Raw genomic sequence first — 19,900 nt, forward strand, 5'->3', positions numbered from 1 at the left:
CGTTTAAGCTTTGCTAGGGTTGTAGTCTAAAAGTTAAAAATAAGTAAAAGAGTTACATGGAAAAGTTTGTGAATGAAGATCACTTTTTAGTTACCAAGACGGATTTAAAGGGAGTGATCACCTATGCAAATAAGCCCTTTATAGACATTGTTGGGGGTGGAGAAAAAGACCTTCTGTATAAACCCCATAGCGTGGTGCGCCATCCAGAAATGCCTAAGGTCATTTTTAAACTCCTCTGGGATAACATCAAAGCCCAGCATGAAATTTTTGCCTACATTAAAAATAAAACCTTTGATGGGCATTTTTACTGGGTTTTTGCCAATGTAACCGCCTCTGTAGATGAATCGCAAAATTCTATCGGGTATTATTCTGTAAGAAGAGCCCCCAATAGAAAAGCCCTTAAGGTGATCATTCCTCTTTATACTTCTTTGTTGTCTGCTGAGAAAACACAGGGGATACAGGCTAGTTTAAAAGCCCTCCAACAAGTTTTACAAGAACAGGGCTGTGATTACCACCAATGGGTCAACCAGCTACAACGATTATAAGGATGGCGCATGTTTAAATGGCTTTCAGGCAACTCTGATCCTGCTATTGAGAAAATCTATGAGTTTATCGCTCAAGTTAGAAACGGGTATTTAGAATGCCGCATTGTAGAGATTGATGAGAATAGCCCTTATAGCGCCATGATGCATGGTTTAAACGATCTTTTAGATCAAATCGAATCTTTATTCCGTGAAATGGATGCATGTGTACAGGCGGCTAAAGAAGGTAGGGATTATCGCAACATCTTTTTAGAAGGGTATAGAGGGATTTTTAAACAATATGGAGAGCATGTGAGATCCCATGTTGATGGGATTATTGCAAGCAATAATAGCAAGATCGTACAGCGCTTATTAGAAATGGGAGGGGGCGCTAAGGGGATTTTAGCCATATTAAATGAACTTAGCCGGAGAGTACAGCAGTGTACAGAAAATAAGCAATTAGCACAAAATATTGAAGAGAATTCTTTAAAAAGCCAAGATGAAATCTTAGGTATCCACACTAATTTAGATAATTTTAGCGCGCACTGTTCGCATGTCAACACAGTTGTAGAAGAATTAAAGAAAAACATGGATTTTATCATGCAGGTTGCTGATATTATCAATGATATTGCCGATCAGACTAATTTACTTTCTCTTAATGCAGCTATTGAGGCAGCTAGGAGTGGAGAACACGGGCGAGGCTTTGCGGTGGTGGCTGATGAAATTAGAAAACTTGCTGAGAGGGTGGCTAAGGAAGTTAGCAATATTAAAGGTAATTTTAGTGGTTTTAAAGAGGAAATTGATAAGTTAGAGGAGGCCTTTTCAGAAGTAACAAGTCTAAGCACGGAGATTGGCGTACATTTTCAGGGTTTTTCAAAGGTGCTAGAGGTTTTTGTGCAAGATAGCCGTAAAAGTTTAGAGAATAATAAAGGGTTAGAACAAGGGCTTAGCAAAATCATGCGCCATATTGAGTGGATTATTCTAAAGATGTATATTTATAAAAGTGTACTCACCAATGAAACCCAAAATATCGCTTTAGACAAAGCACTCAATGATAAAGCCAAAACCCTAACACAGGAGGTACTAGCCCATGTTAAAGATCATTATAAGCTAGATGAGGTAGAACAAATGGCAGCGCGTTTGCAGGCCTTAGATGCTGTTGAATTAGATTAATTGATAAAGGAGATCGTATGCGATATGTTTTAAGCTTAGTATTGGCGGCGGCTTTTTTAGGTTGTTTTATCGGAGGGCTTGCCTTTGAACGGTTTGTTTTGGGCAAACACAAAACTAAAAGTGGTAGTGAAATTACCATGCAAATCCAAAGTAAGCAAGTGGTGATGCCCGGAAGTTATAGCGCGCATCTTCTTTTTAGTAGCGCTAATGGGCTGTTAAAAACAGAAAAACTAACCCCTGAACAAGAGCAAAGTATCAAAGAAAGTTTTAAACAAATTAATGATCTGGCAAAAGATAGCCATTTATGCCAACGAACTTCTTATAGTCTAGAGCCTCATTATACTTTTAAACAAGAGTTAAACGGCTATTCTTTGCATGCTTTAATGGTTTGTGAAATCCCTACTTCTAAATTAAACGATTATGAAACCCTTAAAAGTAAAATTTCTGAAGTGGTTACAAAAAACGCTTTATTTGTACTCAATACACCCGCCCTTTATGCCAAAATGCAAGAATCTGATCTAGTAGCATTGCAGGATGCATTATTAAAAAAAGCCCAAGAGAAAGTGATCTTTTTTAGCCAGAAATTTAAGAAACAATGCATGGTTAAAAGCCTAGATTTTTACCCTAATCATTTCCCTATGCGCTTTAAAATAGAAAAACAACAAGAGACACAACAAAGCTTTAGCCTCACGGCTAGACTTACGGTGGGTTGCTAAAATGTGTTATAATGCCGTCTTATTAAACAAGAAGGTTAGAGTGTGAAAATTGCTGTTTTGATGAGTGGAGGGGTGGATAGCTCTTATAGCGCTTATTTGTTAAAGCAGGCCGGGCATGATTTATTAGGGCTGTATTTAAAATTGCATGGGAAAGAGGAAAAACACGCCTTTTATATTAAAAATTGCCAAGAAGTGGCCTCTTTTTTAAATATCCCGTTTGAAGTGGTGGATTTACAAGAACCTTTTAAAAAACAAGTCTATGAAGTTTTTATTGACACCTACAAAAATGGCCAGACGCCAAACCCTTGTGCTTTATGTAACCCTTTAATGAAATTTGGTTTAGGGCTAGAATTTGCCCTTGATCGTGGGTGTGAAAAGGTAGCTACAGGGCATTATGCTAGATTAATGGATTTAGAGGGTGTGCTACGCATCCAAGAGGCCTTTGATTTAAGTAAAGATCAAAGCTATTTTTTATACGCGCTCCCACAACACGCCATTGATGCGCTCATGTTTCCCTTAGGTGGTTTATTAAAAAGTGAGATCAAACCAAAAGCCCTAGAGGCCATGCCCTTTTTAGGGGACTTGCAAACTTATAAAGAATCCCAAGAAATTTGCTTTGTAGAGGGTTCTTATATTGATACGCTCAAACAACATATTGATGTAGATCAAAAAGGTCTGGTGCGTAATTTAAAAGGGGAGGTTGTAGGCACGCATAAGGGCTATATGCACTACACCATTGGCAAACGCAAGGGCTTCACAGTTCAAGGGGCACACACGCCTCATTTTGTTGTGGGTATCCATGCTAAAGCCAATGAGATTATTGTAGGCGAAAAAGAAGATCTAGCGATCTTTACCCTAGAGGCTGAAAATAAATCCTTGCCTTCTAATTTTAAAACAGGTACTTACATGGTTAAGGTGCGCTATAGAAGCACCCCCACCAAAGCTAAGATCAGCCTCAATCACCAAACCATCCACGCCACCTTTGAAGAGCCCGTTTATGGTGTGGCTCTAGGGCAAGCGTTGGTGATTTATGAGAAAGACTGCGTCTTAGGAGGAGGCGTTATCACCAAAAGCGCCTAAAATTTCCAGTGAAAACTAGCATGAAAGGTAGAAGTTGGTGATACGCCTGAGCCCATGTTAGGAACATGAATCTTAACATGCTTTTGGCACTTGCTTACAAAATCATCATACTGATAAGACAAGATATTAGAGAAATTACGAGCGCTCAAACGCTTAAGCACTTCATCTGCATCACCCAAAACTAAGGCATCAAATCTCGCGTTAAAAAGCCGTCTTATCTTTTTACCAGCAATCAAAGCCTCAAGACTTAAAACAGTCAGGTTAGATTTACCCATAACACTCCCGCGCCGGTGGTATAAGATATTCGCAGTTTTAGGGGCTGCTAATCGTTTGAGCACTTGCTTAGTATTGCCTAAAACTAGGGCATCAAACATAGCATTAAAAGTACGCCTCTCTTCTTTACCAGCAACCAAAGACCCGATACTTAAAACAGATAACTTTAAAGGATTAACAAGCACGCTAGAATCGCTAGCGTAGCCAACTTCAACATGTGCCACGCGGCTCACAAAGACCGCAAACATCAATGGCTTAAATACCCCATCAAACAACTCCCGATATTTTATTTTAGCGAAGGCTCGTATTTTAACATGCAAAATCTTAAGCTTGTTTGAGAAAAGACTTAGGAGTTTTATTTTCTGTTACAATATTATTTTAGAGTTAAAAAATCAGACCTTGAGTTGGCAAAATTTATAGTGGAGAGTGTTATGTTAAAGTTGTTTTATTCGTTTATAATTGTAGCGGCGTTAGTGGGGGTTGTGTGTGCAAAACCTAATTTGTATATTCTTGCTACAGGGGGAACTATTGCCGGGAAATCTTCTAACACACTAAGCAGTGCTTATAAATCTGGGGCGTTATCTGTAGATAGTCTCATTAGTGTAATCCCACAAGCTAAAGACTTAGCCAATCTTAAAGCTGAGCAAATAAGCAATATCGGCTCTCAAGAAATGGATAATAAAATTTGGCTCAAATTAGCTAGACGGGTACAAGCCTTACTCTCTAAAAAAGATGTAGATGGAGTGGTGATCACACATGGTACAGATACAATGGAGGAGACGGCTTATTTTTTAGATTTGGTGATTAAAAGCCATAAACCTATTGTAATGGTTGGTGCGATGCGCAATGCTAGCTCTTTAAGCGCAGATGGCCCTCTTAATCTTTATAACGCTATCGCAGTGGCTAGTAATCCCCAATCTAAAGGCAAGGGGGTTTTAGTGGTGATGAATGGAGATATCCATGCGGCTAGAGAAGTGAGTAAAACACACACGACAGATGTCGCTACTTTTAAATCTCTTAATAGTGGTCCTTTAGGGAAGGTGATTTATGGGCATGTGCGCTTTTATATGCAATCTTTGCGCAAACACACGCTAGAAAGTGCTTTTGATATTGCTAAGATTGTTCATTTGCCTCGTGTAGATATTATCTATAGCCATGCTAATGATCATGCAGATTTGATACAAGATGTGATTAAACACGGCGCTAAAGGAATTATAAGCGCTGGGGTGGGTAATGGTAATCTTTATCCGTCTGTGTTAAATGCACTAGCTAATGCGCTTAAACAGGGTGTAGTGGTGGTGCGCTCTAGCCGTGTGGGGAGTGGATTTATCACACCACTAGGTGAAATTGATGATTCTAAATACGGCTTTTTAACTAGCGATAATCTCAACCCTCAAAAAGCTAGGGTACTTTTAATGCTTGCCTTAAGCCAAACCCATAACCGCCAAAAAATCCAAGAATATTTTAAGACGCATTAATTTTTAGCTATCAAGTTTTAGCTCAAACGCATATTTGACATTTTATTTTTATATTTGCTAAACTACGAGCCTACTATTTTTTTGAAAGGGTCTTTATGGTATCATCGATCCAAACAACAAACAACAAACAACAAACAACAAACAACAAACGCGTAGCGTTTTCTCTCTAGCTTTTACCCGCTTTGCTTTTATCAGCGCTCTTAGTTTTATCTCTTTAGCGCCTTTAAGTGCGGAGAGAAAAGGTGGTTTTATAGAAGGAGGTTTTCAGTATTCTAATTTTGGCGGTAAGGATAATTCTAGCTTTCAGGAAAGCACAAATGGCAACATAACAAGTTATACTTCCACCACGACCTATAACGGCAATCTCTTCGGAGGGGACGTTCAAATTGGTTATAAACAATTTTTTGGCAAAACAAAGCGCTTTGGTTTGCGTTTCTATGCTTTTTTCAGTGGTCAGGGTGGGAGTGCGACTGTTGTTCCGGGTAAGGGGAGCTACAACACCTTTAATTACAACCAATCCTTAACTGATCTCTTTTATGGTGTTGGCATGGATATGCTCTTTAATTTTTATGATAAGAATGAAAAAACCTTTGGCATGGCTCTTGGTGTGATGGGAGGGGGGAGTTCATGGTTAACGGGGAATAATCAAAATGGAACATGTATTCCCAATCCAGACGGTACTTGTCAGGTATCATCTCAGATAACAACTCGGTACGGGCAAGTCATCGTTAATATTGGTTTAAGGGCTAACTTTAGCAAGCACCAAGGCTTTGAATTTGGCGTGCGTATCCCCACCATTAACTATCCTTATTACTCCTACTCCAACACCCAGTCCCCTATCTCTAATGCTTATGGGAGTACTTATTCTAGTAATTCTAGTAGTACTACAGAAACCATCACACTCAGACGCAAAGTTGCTGTTTATGTCAACTATGCGATCAACTTTTAGAGAAGTTTAGGGCAAAGGCTAGGGGCTTGCCCGTGTTTTATTTCTTAGATACACTAGCAAAACTTTAAGCTAATGTTGCGGTGGAGAATCTACGGGCATTTTTGAAGATAACTCCAGCTTTTCGTGTTATAATTGCCCGTGTTAGTTAGTTTTGAGTTTTTGACCGGCTTTTTAGAATTTTTAGCAAATGGGGAATAGTTGAATGGATGATTCTGATTACAAAAAGGTTTTTGAACTTGCAAAAAACAGACTTAACGACAGGCTTAACGAAAAATCTGAAGTTAGCTTAAAGGACATAACCGATTGTATCCAAAATATTAGAAAATCCTTTTCATCAGGGCAGGCATCTTTCACGTTTGGCATTGGTGATGGTGTAAAAATGAGTGAGGATGACTATACAAGACTATACCAAGATTTAAGCGATCATTTTATTAACATAAAAATGGAAGCGGGCATGTCTTTACAAGGAGAGGAACAAAGAAAACGAGACACTAGGTGGTATGCGGAGGAGTTTAAACCTAAAAATGATAATTTTTACTGGGATAGGCTAAAGAGAAACCTTAAGAGTTACCCTTCAAAGGTGGTTGAAGCGCTTGATAAAGATACAGACGTGGTTATGGGTCAAATCGGCGATCCAAGAGAGGATAATTTTGGTGTCTATGGCATGGCAGTGGGGAATGTGCAATCAGGTAAAACCCTAAATTATACCTGTTTGATTCACAAAGCTATGGATGCGGGGTATAAATTCATCGTTATTCTTGCTGGAGATAAAGAAAATCTAAGAAGCCAAACGCAAAAACGCCTCAATGAAAGATTTACAGAAGTGCAAAAAGAACGACAACCAATTAGCCTGACAACAGAGGACTATGACTTTAATAAAAGGGATTCTGATAGGGATACTCGATTTAATTTGGAAGAAACTAAACCTATTTATGCAGTTTTAAAGAAAAACAGCAAAGTACTGGATGCCCTTATGAAATGGCTTGATCCTCAAAGAATTTCAGAACATGCCATATTGCTTATTGATGATGAGTCAGATTATGCCTCTGTTGATACCAAAAAAGCTAAGGAGGAAGCCAGCGCCATTAATAGAAAGATTAGAGAGATTTTGAATCGTTTTAAAAAATACTCTTATGTCGGCTATACGGCCACACCCTTTGCTAATATTTTTATCAATTACGAGCTTAAAAAGGATAATCTCCCCGATCTGTTTCCACGGGATTTTATCCATGCCCTTAAGACGGCCACAAACTACTTTGGAGCACAAAAGATTTTTATAAAAGAGCCAGAAAAATTTCTGATAAACATAACAGACTATGAGGAAGCCTTTCCTCTAAAACATAAAAAGAAACACCAGATTTTAGAATTGCCCGAGAGTTTGGTAGAAGCTATCTTTGTTTTTTGCCTTAATATAACCATAAGGTATTTAAGAGGGCAAGAAAAACATAACAGCATGTTGGTCCATGTTAGCCGCTTTAATGATGTGCAAAGACAAATATCTGAAAAATTAGAAGAACTAAAAAGGGGTTTGGGCGATTTTATTACAGAGGCAAAGAATATTTTTGATCGCAGATTTGTAGATTGTAATTTTTCGTGGGAGCAAGTGCGAAAAGTGTTGTCTAAAACCCTATCTAGCATATCGGTTAAACTAGTCAACCAAGAGAGTGAGGAATTTAGTTATCCCGAGGATGAAAAATTGAATGTGATTGTGGTGGGAGGCGCAAGTTTATCGCGTGGGTTTACACTTGAGGGCTTAAGTGTGAGCTATTTTATTCGAGACTCCGAATTTTATGACACACTCATGCAAATGGGTCGTTGGTTTGGTTATCGGGATGGCTATGAGGATTTGTGCAAAATCTACATGCCAGAAAAGATTCAAGAAAAATTTAAAGAGATCACGAATGCTATAGATGATCTTATGGCGCAATTAAAAAGAATGGAGGAGGAGAGAAAAACACCTCTTGATTTTGGGCTAGCTGTTAAAAAAGCCGCTGGATTACGGCCTACATCTGGAAACAAGATGAGAAATGCCCAGAGACGAACAAATAAAAAGCCCTTGTCATTTTTTGGTGTCTATCGTTTTGTAATAGATAAGCAAGTACATGAGAAAAACCTAAGAATCTTATCTGCATTCGTTAAATCAAAGGAATTTGAAGAAAAAGGGTTTTATAAGGTTTGTAGAGGAGTGAGTAAAGGGGAAATATTAAAGTTCTTAAGGTTAATTGTGTGCCCGGCTCGCCAATTGACTGTGCTGCTACTACGCCTACTGCCTCGCCCGGTTTAATCATCTTGCCCTCGCCTAAATTAAGTCCATAACATTTTGCGCACACACCCTTTTGTGCCTTGCAGGTTATGGGGGTACGGATAATGACAGATTTAATCCCAGCCTCAATAATGCGTTTGGCTTTTTCCTCTGTGATGAGAGTATCTGCGCTAAAGAGTATTTCATTTGTAAGCAACAACGGAGAATGGAGAAAACCCACTTGAAGGAATTTTAGTACCCGCATACGAAGTGTCTTTCCCTCGTGGTGTGCAAAACCAAGAACAAGAACAAGAAAGAGAAGAGCGCTACTACAATGCCCAGCAAGATAATTTAGCAAGGAAGAAGAAGACTAGGCGAGCTCTTTAGAACTTTGCTATTGTCTAATGCAAGCTTAAAGATTTTATGCTGCACAAAGATATTTTTCACACCTACACAAAACAAACCGCCCTTAAAACCGGGCATTAACTCTCTGTCGCCCTTATTTTATACCCCCGTGTAGAAAATATTTTTACAAGTCTAAAAAACCCTACCTTCTACTCCCCTCCCTCTTGATAGCTTAATCTTAAGTATCCTTAATCACTTCTTGCTCTTCTTCTATCTTTACCCCTACCTTTTTATCCTTATAAAGCCCCGTGCCCACAGGAATCATGCGCCCTAGCACCACATTTTCTTTTAAATCCTCTAAAAAGTCCTTTTTCATCGCAATACTAGCCTCTGTGAGCACTTTAGTTGTTTCTTGAAACGAGGCGGCTGAAATAATGCTATCACTGCCAATAGCCGCGCGGGTAATGCCAAGCAACACAGGTTCAGCAATAGCTGGTTCGCCCTTAGCCTGTAAAATCCGTTGGTTTTCCTCCCTAAAATGTTTCTTGCTCACTAAATCCCCCTCAATAAACTTTGTATTCCCGCTATCTAAAATCCGCACTTGGCGCAACATCTGCGAAACAATGATTTCAATGTGCTTATCTGCGATATTCACCCCTTGGCGTCTATAAACCTGTTGTACCTCGCTTACAATATATTTATGCAGCTCTTTTTCCCCGCTTATGCGCAAAATATCATGGCTACTAACCACCCCATCAGTGATAGCCTCGCCAGCGTGTACAAACTCACCCGGCCGCACTAAAATCTGCTTGCCTTTATCAATAAAGTACTCTGCTTGTCTTCCATCGCTAGCGGTGATACAAATCCGTTCTTTATTGCGCACGGGTTTTTCAAAGCTCACCTGCCCATCCATTTCGCTTAAAATAGCGAGATCTTTTGGTTTGCTTTTACGGGCTTCAAAAATATCAGAAACGCGGGGTAAACCACCGGTAATATCTTTAGATTTAGCCGTAGCTTTAGGGATTTTTGCTAGCACATCGGCTACTTCTACCTGCGCACCCTCTGCTACTACAATAGAGGTTTTAGGCTCTAGCGGATAAAAGATACTTTCTTGGTTAGGGTTTTCAATCACTAAACTAGGTTTAAGCCCCCCGGTAATATATTCATTCACCACCAAAGATCGCATACCTGTATTTTCATCTTCTGTTTCAGTTACACTTACCCCCGCTACAATATCTACAAAGCGCACCACTCCGCTTTTATCCGCAATAATGGGCGTGTTGTAGGGGTCCCAGCTAGCAATCGTGGTTTTGCCCTCTACACTAGGTTTAGCCAAAAGCGTATGCGTTTCAACTGGGCTTTTATCGCCTACCTGCATTAAAGAGTTTCTAGCGATGTAGTGGCGAATAGCCTCCTGTCCGTTTTTATCCACCACCACTGCAAACAAGCCTTTTTCTTGCACCACTTCCCCCGCTCTTACTGACTCAAAGCGTTCTAAATGATCCCCTTCTAAATAGTAAAACTGCACAATGCCCTTTTCTTTGGCATAGATATTCTGAGCAATTGGCTCATTATCTTGAATGGCAATTTGGCTTGCATAGGGAATGCGGTGGGGCACATTCCAGCTATCTTTAATGATGTCTGCGATGCTATCGCCGTATTTAACCTCTTGATCATGGCTATAGGGTAGATAGAATTTTCCCTCAATCTTGCCCCCCACGCCGGCTAACTCGCTTGGCTTAGCCACATCGCTTTTACGCAAGGTAAACTTAGCCTCTTTCTCTCCTACCACGCTTAAAAAGATTTCCTCATGGGCATTGTTAATTTTAAGCACCCCATCAAAGGGGGCTTTAATCTTAGGCTCAACCACCAAAATAGCGGCGTTACGGCGGTTGGTGATGATGTTATGCCCCTCTTTATTTTGGTAGGTCTCAATGTTAAAAAAGCGCACAAACCCCTCTTTTTCAGCGACAATCTCGCGCTCCTCTTGGCTTCTGGAGGCTGTACCGCCCACATGGAAAGTTCTTAAGGTTAATTGTGTGCCCGGCTCGCCAATTGACTGTGCTGCTACTACGCCTACTGCCTCGCCCGGTTTAATCATCTTGCCCTCGCCTAAATTAAGTCCATAACATTTTGCGCACACACCCTTTTGTGCCTTGCAGGTTATGGGGGTACGGATAATGACAGATTTAATCCCAGCCTCAATAATGCGTTTGGCTTTTTCCTCTGTGATGAGAGTATCTGCGCTAAAGAGTATTTCATTTGTAAGCGGATCTAAAATATCCTCCACAATAACCCGCCCAAAGATGCGCTCCTCTAAAGGCTCAATGAGTTCACTACCCACAGTAATATCTGTAATCTCAATGCCTTCATGCGTGCCACAATCCTCTTGTACTACCTTAACATTTTGAGAAACATCAATGAGTTTACGGGTGAGATAGCCCGCTGTCGCGGTTTTAAGTGCGGTATCGGCTAGGCCTTTGCGCGCCCCGTGTGTGGAGTTAAAGTACTCTAATACATTCAAGCCCTCTTTAAAGTTAGAAATAATGGGTGTTTCAATAATAGAACCGTCCGGTTTAGTCATCAAGCCACGCATGGCAGAGAGTTGGCGAATCTGAGCAGCCGAACCACGCGCCCCGCTATCTGCCATCATATAAATAGAGTTAAAGCCCTCTTTATCTTTAGAAATAGCCTCCATCATCTCCTTACTCATGGAGTTATTAACTTCTGTCCAAATATCAATGATTTTATTGTAGCGCTCTTGATCGCTTAAATGTCCGCTTTCAAATTGCGCTTGGATTGCTTTAACCTGTTCTTTAGCCACTTCTACCATGCGGTTTTTATTAGCCGGTGTAATAATATCCTCCATAGAGATAGAAATCCCGGCTTTAGTTGCGTATCTAAAGCCTAACATTTTTAGATTATCTAAAAAGCTAGCCGTTTGGCCAATGCCACTTTCTTTATAAACAAAATCTACCAAAGCCCCGATGTCTTTTTTCTTCATGACTTTATTCCACAAATGCGCGGGCACAAAATCTGGCAAAATAGATTTAATAATGAGGCGTCCGGCTGTGGTTTGTAACATATGGCGATCTTGTAAAACCCGTACTTTAGCGTGTACATCTAATTCTTTAGTATCCACAGCGATTAAAACCTCAGCCACACTTGAAAAAAGCTTATGTTCACCTAAAACGCCACTTTTTTCTAAAGAAAGGTAATAAATCCCTAAAACCATATCTTGACTAGGTACAGCTACAGCCTTACCACTAGCGGGCAATAAAATATTCATAGAACTAAGCATTAAAACTTTACATTCCGTGATCGCCTCTTGGCTTAAAGGCACATGTACAGCCATTTGATCCCCATCAAAGTCGGCGTTAAAGGCTGAGCATACAAGGGGGTGTAATTGGATTGCCTTACCATCAATGAGTTTAGGGTGGAAGGCTTGGATAGATTGTTTATGCAAAGTGGGGGCGCGGTTTAAAAGCACCGGATAGCCCTTCACCACTTCCTCCAAACACTCCCAAACTTCGGTACTTTTTTGTTCAATCATGCGCTTAGCTTGTTTAAGCGTAGTAGCAAAGCCCTTTTCCTCCAACTTAGCTAATAAATGGGGTTTAAAGAGTTCTAGCGCCATATTTTTAGGCAACCCGCATTCATCCATTTTTAAATTAGGCCCCACTACAATCACGCTTCGGCCTGAAAAATCCACCCGTTTACCTAATAAATTTTGTCTAAAGCGCCCTTGTTTGCCCTTAATGATTTCTGAAAGGGATTTAAGTGGCCGTTTATTAGCCCCCTTAACCGCGTTAGCGTTGCGTCCATTATCAAATAAAGCATCTACCACTTCTTGGAGCATGCGTTTTTCATTGCGCACAATAATTTCAGGCGCGCCTAGCTCAATTAATCGTTTGAGTCGTTGGTTACGGTTAATCACTCTTCTATAAAGCTCATTGACATCACTTACCGCAAACTTGCCCCCATCTAAAGCCACTAAAGGCCTTAAATCAGGTGGCAATACAGGCAGAGCTGTAAGCATCATCCACTCGGGGCGATTTCCTGAATTAATAAAGCTTTCCACCACTTTTAAACGCTTAACTAATTTCTTTTTCTTAGCATCTGAATGGGTGTCTCTAACTTCTTCTTTAAGCGATTCAAGCAAACTAACTAAATCTAATTCCTCTAAGAGTTCTTTAATGATCTCGCCTCCCATTTGGGCGTTGAAATCTTGATCGCTGTAGTGGCGCTGGATACTTTGAAACTGCTCCTCATTTAAAATATCATATTTAAGTACAGGTCTAGTACCCTCTAAGTCATAACAAACCTGACCGGGATCTTTAACAATGTAAGCCTCGTAGTAAAGCACGCGTTCTAAATCTTTCATTTTAATGCCAAGAAGTGTACCAATACGGCTTGGTAGAGAGTTAACATACCAAATATGAGCTACCGGAGTGGCTAACTCAATATGCCCCATGCGAAAAGATCGCACCTTAGAGCTAGTGATAGCCACCCCACATTTTTCACAAGTTCCAATGGTTTTATAACGCGGCTTTTTATACTTACCACATAAACATTCATAATCTTTAGTGGGCCCAAAGATCTTCATGCAAAAGAGTCCATCGCGCTCGGGTTTGAGGGTGCGGTAATTAATCGTCTCTGACTTTTTCACCTCCCCATAACTCCATTCGCGGATTTTATCCGGGCTAGCTAGGGTGAGTTGGAAGGAATTAAAGTCTTTGGGGCGATCGTCCTCTTTGATCACAATGGGTTTTGGCATGCCAAATTCATCTACTTCTTCATTAAAGATATTCACATCTAAAGCTAAGGATTGTAATTCCTTAGTCAAGACATAAAAAGTTTCTGGAATTTCTGATTCGCCTACATGCTCGCCCCTAGCAATAGCCCTATAGGCATTTTCCCGTCCTTTAATATCATCTGATTTAACCGTGAGCATTTCTTTAAGCGTGTGTGCCGCTCCATAAGCCTCTAGTGCCCACACCTCCATTTCCCCAAAGCGTTGCCCGCCAAAGAGTGCTTTACCACCCACCGGTTGGTGGGTTACTAAAGAATAGGGGCCGGTAGATCTAGCATGTACTTTTTCATCTACTAGGTGGTGGAGTTTAAGCATGTACATGTAACCTACATTTACCCGCTCTTTCATTTTTTCACCCGTACGCCCATCATAAAGCTCGGTTTTGCCGTCTAAATCAATTTTGGCTAGCTTAAAGAGTTCCATAAACTGCTCTTCAGAGATGCCCTCAAAAACAGGGATAGCAAATTTCACCCCAGAACTCCAATCTCTAGCATAGCTAAGCAAATCTGTATCGCTACAGCTTTCTAGTATTTGGGCTAGAGTTTGGTTATCTACATTGACTACGCGGGCAATTTCTAGCATTTTAGAACGCAATTTAGCGATAAAATCCTTAGTCTGGCTATCTAAAAGGGCTTTAATTTGCTTGCCTAGCTCTTTACCCACAAGCCCTAAATGCACCTCTAAAATTTGCCCAATATTCATGCGGCTTGGCACGCCCAAAGGATTAAGCACAATATCAACCGGTTCGCCATCAGCTGTATAGGGCATGTCAGCAATAGGTACAATATTAGACACAATGCCTTTATTGCCATGCCGTCCGGCCATTTTATCGCCTACTTTTAATTTGCGCTTAGTGGCGATGTAAATTTTAACTAGCTTAATCACCCCATTTGGCAAAATATCATCTTTCTCTAAAATAGAAAGTTTTTTCTCATGCCCTTGACCTAAAAGTTTCTTTTGCTCTAAAATGTTGATCTTAATTTGTTCAAAACGATCTTGTACCTCTTTGCTGTACTTTTTAGCTAGAGAAATCAACCCAAAGCGATTACTCCCCTCTATAACTTCTCTAGGGATTTTTGAGCCTTTCGGATAGGTGATTTCATTAAACACCGCCTCTTCCTCTAGGGGCTCTTGGGAGAAAATATCACTGATTTGTAAAAGCTCCTCTTTATCAATCATTTTAAAATGCTTATCATGCCTATCATCTAAGACCCATTTTTCCTCTTCATAAGCATTAGTAGCCCGGGTATCTCTTTCATAACCCTTTTTAGTGAAAATCTTAACCCCAATCACAGTCCCCTCTAAAGAAGGTGGGCAGTAAAGCGACTTGTTTACCACATGCCCGGCCTTATCCCCAAAAATAGCCCGTAACAAACGCTCCTCAGGTGTGCTTTTAATTTCCCCTTTAGGCGAAACTTTCCCCACTAAAATCATGCCCGGGGCCACATAAGTTCCGATCTTTACAATCCCCCCGCTATCTAAGTGCGCCACCTCCTCCTCTTTGACATCAGGAATATCTGCGGTAAATTCCTCAATACCGTGTTTGAGCTCTCTAGCCTCAATTTCTTTTTCATAGATGTGTACGGAGGTGAAAACATCTTCTTTAATGATTTTCTCACTCACCACAATCGCATCTTCAAAGTTATAGCCATTCCATGGCATGAAAGCCACGCGGACATTTTTACCTAAAGCTAGCTCGCCCTTATCCATGCTAGGGCCATCGGCAATAATTTGGCCTTCTTCTACCACATCGCCAACTTTAACAATAGGTACTTGGTTAAAACAGGTGTTTTGGTTGGTGCGTAGATTTTTTTGTAACAAATAAGAGGTGATATGCGGGCCTTTTTGGGGGTCTTTTTCAACAATATAAATATTTCCCGCATCTACTTCATCAACCACGCCCTTACGCTCAGCTTTGATACTGCCCCATGAATCGCGTGCAATCACGCTTTCAATACCTGTCCCTACAATAGGCGCTTCTGAGCGCAATAAGGGCACAGCTTGGCGCTGCATATTAGTTCCCATTAAGGCGCGATTAGCATCATCATGTTCTAAAAAGGGGATCAAAGAAGCGGCCACGCCTACTAAAATGCGCGAACTTAAATCCATTAGGGTAACTTTGTGCTTTTCATTAAGCACAATTTCACCCCCCACTCTAGTTTCTACCAAATCTTCTTGGATATAACCTTTAGAATCTACAACCGTACTAGCCGGTGCAATCACATGCCCTTCTTCTTGAATGGCGGTTAAATACTCAATTTGTTCGCCCACATGCCCCTCAACAACCTTTTTATAAGGCGCTTCAATAAACCCTAAATCATTAACCCGCGTAAAAGTAGAAAGGGTGTTAATAAGCCCGATATTTTGCCCCTCAGGGGTTTCAATAGGACAGATACGGCCATAGTGGGTGGGGTGTACATCGCGTGCCTCAAAGCCCACACGATCTTTAACAAGCCCACCTTCACCCAAAGCTGAAAGCCGGCGTTTATGCGTAACTTCTGAAAGGGGATTTGTTTGATCCATAAACTGGGAGAGCTGGCCACTCATGAAAAATTCTAAAATTGTACTGGTAATCATTTTAGAGTTAACCAAGTCATGGGGCATGAGTGAATCTAATGCATTATTCATCGTGGTGAGCTTATCTTTGATGGTTTTTTGCATTTTCATCAAGCCCTCATGCAACTCATTAGAGAGCAATTCACCAACCGCACGGATACGGCGATTACCTAAGTGATCGCGATCGTCAATGCGCCCCTGTCCATTTTTAATTTTGATGAGGTATTTAACGGTTTCAATGATGTCTTCATGGGTTAGAACGGTTACATAATTGGGCACTTTTAAATGCAATTTATGATTCATTTTCATCCGGCCTACCATTGTTAAATCATAGCGTTCTGGATCAAAAAAGAGTTGTTGTACATAGGTTTTAGCCACTTCAGTAGTAACTGGATCCCCCGGGCGCATCACTTTATAAATGCGGATTGCAGCCAAAGCACTTTCATCTTCAATTTTTTCGCTTTGTTTGAGTAATTTAAGCGATTCATTGCGCAAAGACTCGGCATCTGATGTAAAAGATCTAATGATAGAGGCGTCATGCCCTAATGCTAGATCATTAGCAATCACAAATGCATCAATGCCAGCCTCGCGAATTTTGTCTAATTTTGGTTGTTCTAAAAGAGTGAGTGCATCTAACAATACTGATTGATTTGTATCCATAATAGGTTCTGCCAAATAGCGGTTGAGTAAAATTTTAGTGGGATATTCCACCCACTCAACCCCGCTTTCTCTAATTTCTTTGGCTTTTCTAGCCGTAACTTTTTTACTAGCCGCTAGTAAAACCCGCCCTTTTTCATCTTTTAGATCAAAATCAAGGCGACTATCTACTATAATACTTTCAAAGGGAATATAATATTTGCTCTCGCCTTTAATCACCCTATGGCGCACTTTTAAAAGGGGGTAAAAAATCTTAATAATGTCTTGTTTGCTATAACCAATGGCTCTAAATAAAATTGTGGCAGAAACCTTGCGGCGTTTGTTAATGCGCACATGTAAAATATCTTTTACATCATATTCAAAATACAACCACGATCCACGATCTGGGATAATTTGACCGGCATAGATAAGCTTATTCGTGCTAGTGGTGGATTTTTCCTCTTTAAAAATCACCCCGGGGCTTCTATGCAACTGGTTAACCACCACCCGTTCAACACCATTGATAATAAAAGAGGTACGATCCGTCATTAAAGGGATTTCACGGATAAAAATACTTTGTTCTTTAATGTCTTTGGGCCCTAGTTTTTCCCCTGTTTTAGGGTCTTTTTCCCATAAAATCAAGCGAATCTTAATCTTGAGATAAACCGAATAGGTGATACCCCTTTCCATAGCCTCGCGCACGGTGTATTTGGGTTCGCCATATTCATAGCCTCCATATTCTAAGGTGATACGATTTTGGCTATCGTGTATAGGGAATACGGACTTAAAAACCCGTTCAATCCCACTTTCTTTCCCGTCCTTAGCGTATAAAAACGCCTCATAACTCTCTTTTTGTAAAAACAAGAGATTAGGGACTTGCAATTCTTGAGGGACTCTTGTAAAATCCGCACGCAACCGATTTTTTAAAGTTTTCATGTCATTAAACCTTTGTAATGGAGATCTAAGCTGATGTGTAACCAGCTGGCATTAACCACAAACACTCAAAACGCGCCTTCAACCCCTCCTTTAAGACTACTTGATTTCTGCTTTAGCCCCCACCTCTTCTAATTTCTTTTTAATCGCCTCAGCCTCTTCTTTATTCACCGCCTCTTTAAGCACATGCGGGGTTTTCTCAGTAGCCTCTTTAGCCTCTTTAAGACCTAGCCCAGTGATTTCGCGTACCACCTTAATAACCTTAATTTTCTCAGCCCCGGTTTCTACTAGAGACACGCTAAATTCGGTTTTTTCCTCTACAGCCTCTGCTGGAGCTCCAGCCACAGCTCCCGCTACCATAGTAGGCGCTGCACTCACACCAAATTTTTCCTCAAACTCTTTGACGAGCTCAGAGAGTTCTAAAACGCTCAGGTTTGCGATGTACTCTAAAACTTCCTCTTTTCCAATAGCCATAATCTATCCTTTATTCTTGTTCTTTTGACTTTCTCAAATTGTCTAAACCCGTAACAAAATACCTAGCAGGCGCGCTCCAAACCGACAAGAGCATGCCAATGAGCTCTTGCTTACTTGGCAATTTAGAGATGGCTTCTACATGCGCGCTATCTACAGCCTGTTGCTCATAAATCCCAGCCTTAATCACAAAATGATCCTTGTGATCTTTAGCAAAACCCATCACTAGTTTAGAAAGCGCGATCTGATCATCGCCCCAAATAAAAACATTGTTCTCTTTGAGGTTTAAAACGCCCAAATTTGCCTCTTTTAGTGCTAACAAGGCAAGGGTGTTTTTGATCACCTGCACAGAAATACCCTGCGCGCGGGCTAAATTGCGCAGTTTTTCTAAATGCTCTACACGCAAACCCTTATAATCACACACCACTAAAGCCTGCATCGCGCTAAAAGACTCCCCTAAGCGCGTTACAAGCTCTTGTTTTTGCTCTCTATTCAAGATTTCCTCCTTTCCAACCAACTTCCACAAGGCTACCAAAGTAAATTAAGCCAAAAGCCCTTGTTTCTTCAGTTTAAGATGAACTATTTCACATCCATGAGTTCTTGAGAGTTGAGTTGTACACCCGGGGACATCGTAAGGGACATGACGCTATTTCTAATATACTTGCCTTTGGCTGTATTGGGTTTTAAGCGATTAATCGCGCGCACCAAAGCTAACATGTTTTCTTTGATCTGCTCCTCTGTAAAACTCACTTTGCCAACGGGGGCGTGTACATTGCCCTTTTTATCCACACGGAAATTCACTTGCCCGCTTTTAGCATTGCTCACAGCCTTTTTAATATCCATCGTTACTGTGCCGGTTTTAGGATTTGGCATTAAACCCTTAGGACCTAAAATACGCCCCACTTTCCCCACAACAGCCATCATATCCGGAGTGGCAATGACCATATCAAAGTTTGTGTTGCCATTTTTAATTTCCTCAGCTAAATCCTCGCCCCCTACAATATCTGCACCGGCCTCTCTAGCCTCATCTAATTTAACATCTTTAGCAAAAACAGCTACCCGTACTTTTTTCCCTGTGCCATGGGGTAAAACCACCGCCCCGCGCACCATTTGATCGGCATGTCTTGGGTCTACCCCTAAGCGCAACGCCACTTCTACACTTTCATCAAATTTAGCCGAAGCCAGAGATTTAAGCACCCCTACACCCTCCTCTAAGTTATAAACTTTATCTTTTTCAAATTTGTCTACTAATTTTTGTAAACGCTTTGCTATCTTTGCCATGTTTATCCTTCTATCTCAATGCCCATGCTCTTAGCACTGCCCATCACAATCTTTTTAGCCGCCTCTAGGGTGGTTGTGTTGAGATCCTCCATTTTATTTTGCGCGATCTCCTCTACCTGTTGCATGGTCAGTTTGCCCACCTTATTTTTTAGCGGATTATCCGAGCCCTTAGCCACCCCGCTAGCCTTTTTAATCAGATCCGTAACCGGGGGCTTTTTGGTGATAAAAGTAAAACTCTTATCTTGATACACCGTGATAATCACCGGGATATTAAAACTACCCATGTCTTTAGTTTTCTCATTAAAAGCCTTGCAAAATTCCATGATATTCACCCCTCTTTGGCCTAGAGCGGGTCCAATGGGGGGGGAAGGATTAGCCTTGCCTGCGGGGACTTGCAATTTAATCTGGCCGACAACTTTTTTTGCCATGCACT

General features: G+C 40.9%; 13 protein-coding genes and 1 pseudogene. 7 read left to right on the top strand and 7 right to left on the bottom strand.

Annotation, left to right across the window (positions count from 1 at the left end):
• Nucleotides 1–56: 56 nt before the first annotated feature.
• The 4 genes from OO773_RS05440 to mnmA are packed head-to-tail and all read left to right on the top strand — an operon-like array spanning nucleotide 57 to nucleotide 3,490.
• The gene (locus OO773_RS05440) at nucleotides 57–545 is read left to right on the top strand and encodes a PAS domain-containing protein (RefSeq protein ID WP_006564291.1); all 489 of its coding nucleotides are present in this window, start codon (nucleotides 57–59) and stop codon (nucleotides 543–545) included.
• A gap of 9 nt (nucleotides 546–554) precedes the next feature.
• On the top strand, nucleotides 555–1,694 hold the full coding sequence (locus tag OO773_RS09820; RefSeq protein WP_040499165.1) for a methyl-accepting chemotaxis protein: 1,140 nt from the start codon (nucleotides 555–557) through the stop codon (nucleotides 1,692–1,694).
• Nucleotides 1,695–1,711: 17 nt separating this feature from the next.
• The gene (locus OO773_RS05450) at nucleotides 1,712–2,410 is read left to right on the top strand and encodes a hypothetical protein (protein ID WP_233424220.1); all 699 of its coding nucleotides are present in this window, start codon (nucleotides 1,712–1,714) and stop codon (nucleotides 2,408–2,410) included.
• A gap of 42 nt (nucleotides 2,411–2,452) precedes the next feature.
• Complete coding sequence (gene mnmA / locus OO773_RS05455) at nucleotides 2,453–3,490, top strand: tRNA 2-thiouridine(34) synthase MnmA (protein WP_006564289.1); 1,038 nt, start codon at nucleotides 2,453–2,455, stop codon at nucleotides 3,488–3,490.
• On the opposite strand, the gene OO773_RS05460 is transcribed toward mnmA, so the two are convergent.
• Nucleotides 3,487–4,011: a hypothetical protein gene (locus OO773_RS05460; protein ID WP_034375561.1), complete on the bottom strand. Its 525-nt coding sequence runs from the start codon at nucleotides 4,009–4,011 to the stop codon at nucleotides 3,487–3,489. The two genes, mnmA and OO773_RS05460, sit on opposite strands and share 4 nt — an antisense overlap.
• A 183-nt stretch (nucleotides 4,012–4,194) precedes the next feature.
• Between OO773_RS05460 and OO773_RS05465 the strand changes: the two genes are divergently transcribed.
• From OO773_RS05465 to OO773_RS05475, 3 genes are all read left to right on the top strand, one after another.
• Nucleotides 4,195–5,241 carry a type II asparaginase gene (locus tag OO773_RS05465; protein WP_073115423.1) on the top strand — a complete coding sequence of 349 codons (1,047 nt, stop codon included), beginning with the start codon at nucleotides 4,195–4,197 and terminating at the stop codon, nucleotides 5,239–5,241.
• Between the two features lie 427 nt (nucleotides 5,242–5,668).
• Nucleotides 5,669–6,190: an outer membrane beta-barrel protein gene (locus tag OO773_RS05470; protein ID WP_232087191.1), complete on the top strand. Its 522-nt coding sequence runs from the start codon at nucleotides 5,669–5,671 to the stop codon at nucleotides 6,188–6,190.
• 202 nt (nucleotides 6,191–6,392) lie between these two features.
• On the top strand, nucleotides 6,393–8,474 hold the full coding sequence (locus OO773_RS05475; protein ID WP_264828466.1) for a Z1 domain-containing protein: 2,082 nt from the start codon (nucleotides 6,393–6,395) through the stop codon (nucleotides 8,472–8,474).
• On the opposite strand, the pseudogene OO773_RS05480 reads toward OO773_RS05475, so the two are convergent.
• The 6 genes and pseudogenes from OO773_RS05480 to rplK form a co-directional block, all read right to left on the bottom strand.
• Nucleotides 8,398–8,646: pseudogene (locus tag OO773_RS05480) on the bottom strand (hypothetical protein); the annotation flags it as partial. The gene OO773_RS05475 and the pseudogene OO773_RS05480 sit on opposite strands and share 77 nt — an antisense overlap.
• A 369-nt stretch (nucleotides 8,647–9,015) precedes the next feature.
• Complete coding sequence (locus OO773_RS05485) at nucleotides 9,016–17,718, bottom strand: DNA-directed RNA polymerase subunit beta/beta' (protein ID WP_006564781.1); 8,703 nt, start codon at nucleotides 17,716–17,718, stop codon at nucleotides 9,016–9,018.
• A 96-nt stretch (nucleotides 17,719–17,814) separates the two neighbouring features.
• A complete protein-coding gene (gene rplL, locus OO773_RS05490) occupies nucleotides 17,815–18,189 on the bottom strand; it encodes a 50S ribosomal protein L7/L12 (RefSeq protein WP_034375583.1) in 375 nt (124 codons plus the stop codon).
• A 10-nt stretch (nucleotides 18,190–18,199) separates the two neighbouring features.
• Complete coding sequence (rplJ, locus tag OO773_RS05495; RefSeq protein WP_231102876.1) at nucleotides 18,200–18,625, bottom strand: 50S ribosomal protein L10; 426 nt, start codon at nucleotides 18,623–18,625, stop codon at nucleotides 18,200–18,202.
• A 140-nt stretch (nucleotides 18,626–18,765) separates the two neighbouring features.
• On the bottom strand, nucleotides 18,766–19,467 hold the full coding sequence (gene rplA / locus OO773_RS05500; protein ID WP_064430031.1) for a 50S ribosomal protein L1: 702 nt from the start codon (nucleotides 19,465–19,467) through the stop codon (nucleotides 18,766–18,768).
• 2 nt (nucleotides 19,468–19,469) lie between these two features.
• Nucleotides 19,470–19,895: a 50S ribosomal protein L11 gene (rplK, locus tag OO773_RS05505; RefSeq protein ID WP_006564784.1), complete on the bottom strand. Its 426-nt coding sequence runs from the start codon at nucleotides 19,893–19,895 to the stop codon at nucleotides 19,470–19,472.
• Nucleotides 19,896–19,900 lie beyond the last annotated feature (5 nt).

This window comes from Helicobacter suis HS1 (genome assembly GCF_026000295.1).
In the GTDB taxonomy this organism is placed as follows: Bacteria; Campylobacterota; Campylobacteria; order Campylobacterales; family Helicobacteraceae; genus Helicobacter; species Helicobacter suis.